Here is a 6,812-nt window from a genome sequence, read left to right on the forward strand (position 1 = left end):
GTTGGGGCGGCAGGGGTGCGCGTGCGCTACAGGGTGTGATGTGGGTAACGTCGGGTCATGGGTTTCGGTGGTGTGAGTGGTGGTCAGCGGCGCGGGCACGTACTGCTGTTGGCGGGGGACGCAGCGATACGCCGTGGCGGCGTGCTGGTGGCTCCCGGCGTGAACGTGGCCGCGTTGGCGATGGTCCCGGCGGATGCGCTGCTGGGGTGTGGGGTGCCGGCCGACATGGTGTGCCTGGAGGGAGTACGCGATCCGAACACGGTGTTGGCACGGCTGCGGGTGGCGGTGGCCGCGGAAGGGCCGCTGTTCGTCTACGTATCCGGGCGGTTGACAGCTGATCGTCGCGGTCGCGGTCGGGGTCATGGTCGTGGCCGCGGGCTGTTCGTGGCGCTGGCGGGGACGACGGCGGCCAGCGTCCGGTACACGTCGTTGCCGTGGGAGTGGCTGCTGGGGGAGCTGCGTTCACGTACGGCGGGTGAGACGACGGTGGTGGTCGACCTGGTGGCGGACAAGGCGGCGTGGCCGCTGGTGGAGGAGACCGGGACGCTGCCGGGGCTGGCCGGCCTTGCGGGGGTGGAGGCGTTCGGGGTGGTGTGCGGGCCGGGTGCCCCGGCGGCGGTCGGCGGGGTCAGCGGGTACACACGGCAGTGGATCGACCAGCTACGGCGCGCTCCGGTGCGGCCGTCGAACGTGGAGCTGCATGTCCTGGCGGCGGGGTCGGCCGGGCTGGCGCCGGGCACGCTGGTGGTGCCGTCCGCACGGGAGCTGGAGACGCGCTCCGTACCTGCTCCTGTTCCTGTTCCTGCTCCGGAGCCTGTGGCTTTTTCCGGGACCGCGCGGGTTGTCGAAGCAGCGGAAGCGGTGACCGGTTCCCTGCCAGTGGTGGGGACGGAGGATCCGCGGGCACGTTTGCATGCGCTGGCGATGAGAGGCCGCCATGCGGAGGCCGACGCGCTGGCGAGGACATGGGAACGGTGGGTGGTGGAACGGTCGGGGCAGGCCTCGGCAGAGGCGGTGCAGTGCGGGGAGATCCGGGCGGATCTTGCGCGGATGGCGGGTGATTTCGCCGCGGCGACCCGATTGTGGACGGCTGCGGGGCGGGCTCGGCTGGCATTGCAGGGCGCGGATGCGGCCGAGGTCCAGGACGCGGCGGCAGGTGCCCTGTACTGCTGGACGCAGCTGAAGGACCGGGCTGGGGCGCTGGAGCTGGGACCCGCGCTGGTGGGTCTTCTGCGTGCGCTGCCGTTGCTGGACCCGGACCGTCTACGCCTGGCCGAGCGCCGACTGGAGACGCTGCGTACCCCGGCCGGCGCTCCGCATGGCTCCCGCGTCGTACGGTCCTGACCTTCTGCCGACGCGAGTATCGAGGGGGGCCGACTCATGTGCGGGTCAGTACCTGGGGCCACGCCGCCGAGGCCGACATCCACTTCGGCAAGGCTGAGGACATCGGCCTACGGGCTTACGGGCTACGGGCTTACGGGGGGTGTCGGGCAACCGCCCGCTTCTCAGGAGGCCAGGCGTGCGGGCAGCCCCGCCTCGGCACGCCAGTAGTCCGCGTGGCGCGGGTCGGCCGGCCAACCCCGTTCTTCCGGTCCGGGCGGAGTCAACGACGCGTGCAACATCCCGCAGGAATGCCACGTCGGCAGGCGACAGGCCGGGAATCAATGTGGTCAGAGGGACGTCGTCGAAGCATTCTCGCTGCATGCACCGATCATTCGTTCTGGCCGGCTCGGCGGCGGCATCGGGGTCATGGTTTCGGCGGACGGGCATTCGGCGGGTGGCGGGTGGGTGTGGATACTGCTGGGCATGAGGTTCTCGCCTGTTGCCCGAATCCACTTGATGATCACCTTCGTGTTGGTGATGTGCGGAGTGGCGGGTGGGGCCTGCCTCGGCTTGCTGCTGGGTGGGCGAGTGACGGGGGTGCTGGCTGCGACGGCGGCTGGGCTGGGCGCGGGGGTCGGATCGTTCCTGTCGCGCCGCCACGTGGCCGCCTTCCTCAGCCCTGCCCCTGCTCCTGCTCCTGCCCCTGTTCCGGCCGCTGCGCCTGCCCCTGCTCCCGTCGCTGTCGCGGGTGCGGGGGTGGGTGGATATGCCGAGGGGGTCGCGGATGCGGTGCTGGTCAGCATTGCGGTGTACCAGGCGGCGGTCTTCCCGGTGACGGCTTTCGGGGTCAGTGAGGAGGAGCGCGTGGCGCGGCGGGGCGTCGCATACCGTGTCTGTGCGCATGAGGGTCTGCCGCAGGCCGTGCGGGTGTCGGCGGCTGCGGCGTTGGAGGCGGTTGATCAGGGCGTGGATGCCGAGCGGGCGCATGCTGCGGTGAGGGCGTTGTCGTTGGCCGTCTACGACCAGCGTGCCGCACGCTGACCCTGCCCTGGCGCAAGGGTCTGGGGGCTGGATCGGTTGGGTGGGGGCGGGGGTGGGGTGGGCTTGATGGAGACTCTGCGGCCTGGTGACCCGTCGGAGATCGGTGGATACCGATTGCTGGCGCGTCTGGGTGAGGGTGGGATGGGCGAGGTCTTCCTGGCCCGGACGGCCTCGGGGCGGCCTCTCGCGCTGAAGACCGTGCACCGGGATCTGAGCGCGGATGCGGGTTTCGCCGAGCGTTTCGACCGGGAGATCCGTACGAGCGACCGGGTGCGGGGCGCTTGGATGGTCTCGGTGGTTGACTTCAGTCCGCCGGGGGCCGTGTTGCAGTGGCTGGCGACGGAGTACGTAGCGGCACCGTCGCTGGCGGAGTGGGTCCATCGGCACGGGCCGTTGCCGCTGCCCCCTCTGTTGTCTCTGGCCCGGGAGCTGACGGCTGCGCTGGTCACGGTGCAGGCTGCCGGGGTCGTTCATCGCGACATCAAGCCGGCGAATGTGCTGTTGGGCCGCGAGCGTCCCTTCCTCATCGACTTCGGCATTGCCCGCGTGGTGCGCGATGCCCGCTACACGCAGACCGGAGCGGTCATCGGGACTCCCGGCTACCTCGCACCGGAGCAGGCCACCGGCGCTGTCGCCTCCGCTCCGGCGGATGTGTTCTCTCTCGCTGCGGTGCTGGTTCATGCGGCGGCGGGGCGCGGCCCGTTTCTGGCGGCGGGTGAGGAGCTGACGCTGCCGGCTCTCCTCTACCGAATCGTTCACGAGGAGCCCCGTCTGGACGGTGTCCCGGGGGATCTGGCGCCCTTGCTGCGGGATTGCCTGGCCAAGGATCCGGCAGCGCGCCCCACCGCGGCGGAACTCCTGCAGCGCCTGACGGCTGCGGGGCCGGCGGCCGGGGAGTGGGGGACTGCGGTGCCGGCTGCCCTGGAGGCTGATGTCGCGCGCCGCGAGGCCGAACTGGCCCGGCTGCTCACTCCGCCGGTGGTGGCGGTACCTCCGGTGCCCGCGGCCCCACCGGCTGTACCATCGCTGGCCACACCTGCCACGCCCTCCCCACCTGCCACACCTCCCACGGCGTCCGGCGGCGGGTGGTTCTCGGGTCGGAGCCGGCTGCTGGCCGTAGGCGGTGCGGTTGCCGTGGCGGCGATTCTGGCCTTCTTCCCACTACGGCTGCTCATGGACGGCGACCGAGACAATGGCGGTGGCGACAAGCCCACCCAGTCCCCGACCCCGTCCCTGACCCAGACCCCGGCCCCGGTCGCGTCTGCGTCGGTATCGGGGCCGGAGGTTCTGCCTGCGGCGTGGGTGGGCACCTGGACCGGCACCGGTCCGGGGACGCCGGAGGCGGACGGTGTCACTCGGGTCAGGGCGGGTGCGTTCTCGGTCACGGTGACCTTGAACGCGGGGGCGGTCGGCGAGGTCGTGGGCCGGCAGGTCAGTGATGTCAAAGAGCTGGTCACCGGGCGGAACCTGGGTTGCACCGAGGCGTTGGAGCTGCGGCAGATCCGCCAGGACTCCGCTGTCTTCGCTGCGGTGACCAGTCATCCCACCGACCGTTCGGCGACGTTCGAGTGTCCCCGGGGCAACCTCTACGTCCTCACGATGACGCAGCCCGACCGGCTGGCGTTGGAGTCGGAGGGAGCCCAGTCGGCGGGCGCCCCCGAGGCCCTCACGCGCCGAGGCTGACCGACCGAGACTGGCCGACCGCGACTGGACGGGACTGACCGACCGAGACTGGCCGACCAGGACTGACCGGGACTGGCCGACCGACGCTGACAGATCAGGCGGCCGGGGGAGGGCGGTGCCAGGCTGGGAGGAGGCCCATCTGCACACCGGCACAGCGCGGCATGCAAAGGAGTGTCATGTCCTACACCGTGAACGGCGCTGCGGCCCCCGGCCGGCTGCGTACGGCCCTGGGAGCGGCCGCCGCCGTGGTAGCCCTGCTTGCTGCCGCGGCACCGGCCGCCGGAACTGAATCCGCTGCTGTTGCAGCGCCTGTGCGTGCGCCTGTACCTCCGTGCGGCAGCGGTCAGCTCGCGGCGGACGGCGCCGAACGCCTGGGGGCGAACGCGGTGCGGATCACCGTCGTCAACGAGGGATCCGAGGCGTGTGTCCTGCGCGGCCACCCTGCCGTCGCCCTGGCCGGCCAGGGCTCGCCTGCCCGTGCCAAGTCCCTCACGGTCGTCCGTATGGGCCCGGCGCGTCCGGTGGAGCTGCCCCCCGGCGGTGCGGCCCAGACCCGCATTTCCTTCACGCCGGTACTGGGCGAGGCCGACGGCTACTGCGCCTCGGGTGCCGAGCCCTTCGCCGCGCCCTCGATGGTCCTGGGTGTCGCGGGTGCCCGTCTCCAGCTCGCACCGGACGACGGCGGAAACTTCGCCCTGTGCGGCACCGTGGTCCGGGCCACCGCCTTCCGCCCCGCCTCCTGACCCCGGCGTCCGCGGCGGTACGCGCTCAGCGGGGGTTCCAGTGGGCGCGGGTGGCGCCGAAATGGGTCTCGTGTGCCCATACGTGGTTGCAGCTGGGGCACTGGAGGTGGAGGAGGCTGCCGGTGTTGGCGAGAAGGTAGCGCCAGTGCGTGGGGCAGGTCCGTTGCTGCGTGCAGGGCTCGCAGTGGTTGCTGTCGCGGCAGTGGGGACAGGGTGCCCAGGCGCGGCGTCCGGGGTCGGCCTGCGGGTCAAGGGGTAGCACGATGGTCTCCGCGAGCGGGGAGTATCCCGGCTGCGACGAGGGTGTCGTGGATCTGTTGCTGCTCCGGATCGAGCCCGGAGTACAGCAGGTCGTAAGCGGCTTCTTCACCGAGGAGCACCTCGACCGGGTTCCAGTCGGGGCCGAGGGCTTCCATCATGTGGGCGCGCCGGAGTGTCTCGTGGGGGGTGAGGTCGAGCTCGAAGTCGACCGGCGAGGACGCGGCAGGTTCGTGGGGGGCCATGTCCTCGAAGTTAGGTAGCCCTTCCTTGGCCGGTCAAGGGAGGGTGGCCGGAGTCACAGCCGCCCCACCAGCGTCCCGTCCCCCAGCCCCCGTGCACGGCCACACGTCACGTCACGCCCACCCTTCCCACCTCCGACCCCCGAGCCCGCCCCATCTGCCGGCCCGACTTTGTCTCCGTTCCCGAGTCCACCCCCCGCACGGGCCTCGAACCACATGGGCCTCGGCATTCTCGTGACTCGGGCTGGGCGGGGCGGCTGCTCATGCCTGTGGGGTGGGGTGGGGTGTGCGGGGTGTTGTTGTCGGGGTGCGGTTACAGGGACGCGGGGAGGGTCGGCCGTCGGGTGGGCCTGGTAGAGACCTCATCCGCGAGTACCTGGGGCAGGCTTCGGGCCGGGCCGTGCTTGCTGAGGGGGTGCGGCTTCTGTTGGGTGGGGGAGGTTGTCCCGTGTCTGCCCTTTGGCCTGCCGAGGCTCTGTGCCCTGGTTCGGTGTGTCGGCTCCGCGTTTGGTTTCGCATCCGGGTTCTGGCTTGGTTTGGGTGCCTGTCCTGTCCTGGGGTCTGTTGTTGGCCCCGGCTGCCCGGTTCGGTCTGCCTGCCTGCCTGCCTGCCTGCCTGTCTGCGGTCGGGCCTGGCTGTGCCTCGGCTCGGTCCGCTCTGGGTCGGTCTGTTTGCCTTTTGGTGGGGCCTGGCCTGACCGGGCCTTCGGCTTGGGTCTGGGGGTGCCCGTGTCCGTGTCCGTGTCCGTGTCCGTGTCCGTGCTGGTGTCTGTGTGTGTCTGTGTGTGTGGGTGTGTGTGGGTGTGTGGGGTGGTGGTTAGAGTCCGAGGGTGATGGCGGCTCGGGTCATTTCGGCGGTGGTGTTGATGTNTGTGGGTGTGTGTGGGTGTGTGGGGTGGTGGTTAGAGTCCGAGGGTGATGGCGGCTCGGGTCATTTCGGCGGTGGTGTTGATGTTGAGTTTGGTGCGGATGCGGCGGAGGTAGGCGTCGACGGTGTGGGTGGAGAGTCCCATGTGGCGGGCGGTTTGGTGGTAGGTGTGTCCGGCGGCGATGTGTCGGAGTGTTTCCTGTTCGCGGGGTGCGAGTTCGGGTGCGGGTTCGGGTGCGGGTGCGGGTGCGGGTGCGGGTTCGGGTGGGGGTTGGGGGGTGGGGTTGGGGGTGGTGGTGTGGGGGGTGGTGGGTGTGTGGGTCATGGGTTTTCCTCTGCCGGGGGCGGCTGGGTCGTCGCTGCTCGCGTCCTCGGAAGCAGGAGAAGGACATTTGGCGGAATGTCCTTTTTGTTCTCTTGTGTAGAGCGTGGCTGTGGGAGTTCATGGGGTTGTCTGTCGTCTGTCACAGGCGTGTGACAGGCCCCGGTGGGGGTGTTTGCGGCCCCGGCCGGCCCGGTTCGGCCCCCTCCCTTCCTCTACTCCCTTCCCGGCCCCGCCTGGTCCCGGCCCCGGCCCGGTCCGCCTCTCCCGGCTCTCCCGGCCCGGCCGGCCCCGCCCGGCCCGGGCCCGCCTGGCCCGGTCTTCCCGGTCCGG

At 71.0% G+C, this 6,812-nt stretch carries 6 protein-coding genes; 4 read left to right on the forward strand and 2 right to left on the reverse strand.

Translation table 11 applies throughout. The annotated features are described in order from the left end of the window. Positions 1 to 57: 57 nt before the first annotated feature. The 4 genes from AAT21_RS14300 (at position 58) to AAT21_RS14315 (ending at position 4,790) form a co-directional block, all read left to right on the forward strand. A complete protein-coding gene (locus tag AAT21_RS14300) occupies positions 58 to 1,344 on the forward strand; it encodes a hypothetical protein (protein ID WP_046776935.1) in 1,287 nt (428 codons plus the stop codon). A 495-nt stretch (positions 1,345 to 1,839) separates the two neighbouring features. Then, positions 1,840 to 2,364: a hypothetical protein gene (locus AAT21_RS37480; RefSeq protein WP_235438881.1), complete on the forward strand. Its 525-nt coding sequence runs from the start codon at positions 1,840 to 1,842 to the stop codon at positions 2,362 to 2,364. A 66-nt stretch (positions 2,365 to 2,430) separates the two neighbouring features. Beyond that, positions 2,431 to 4,047 carry a serine/threonine-protein kinase gene (locus tag AAT21_RS14310; protein WP_157879686.1) on the forward strand — a complete coding sequence of 539 codons (1,617 nt, stop codon included), beginning with the start codon at positions 2,431 to 2,433 and terminating at the stop codon, positions 4,045 to 4,047. 176 nt (positions 4,048 to 4,223) lie between these two features. Then, positions 4,224 to 4,790, forward strand: coding sequence for a DUF4232 domain-containing protein (locus AAT21_RS14315; protein WP_079025632.1), 567 nt, complete (start codon positions 4,224 to 4,226; stop codon positions 4,788 to 4,790). Positions 4,791 to 5,038: 248 nt separating this feature from the next. Here the strand turns inward: AAT21_RS14315 and AAT21_RS14320 are convergent, their stop codons facing one another. Then, positions 5,039 to 5,293, reverse strand: a complete 255-nt coding sequence (locus tag AAT21_RS14320; RefSeq protein WP_046776937.1) for a DUF6400 family protein — start codon at positions 5,291 to 5,293, stop codon at positions 5,039 to 5,041. 898 nt (positions 5,294 to 6,191) lie between these two features. Next, positions 6,192 to 6,482 (reverse strand): response regulator transcription factor, encoded by a 291-nt coding sequence (locus AAT21_RS35560; protein ID WP_079025634.1) that lies wholly within the window; start codon positions 6,480 to 6,482, stop codon positions 6,192 to 6,194. Positions 6,483 to 6,812: the final 330 nt, after the last annotated feature.

It is taken from the genome of Streptomyces yangpuensis (assembly GCF_001005295.1).
In the GTDB taxonomy this organism is placed as follows: Bacteria; Actinomycetota; Actinomycetes; order Streptomycetales; family Streptomycetaceae; genus Streptomyces; species Streptomyces yangpuensis.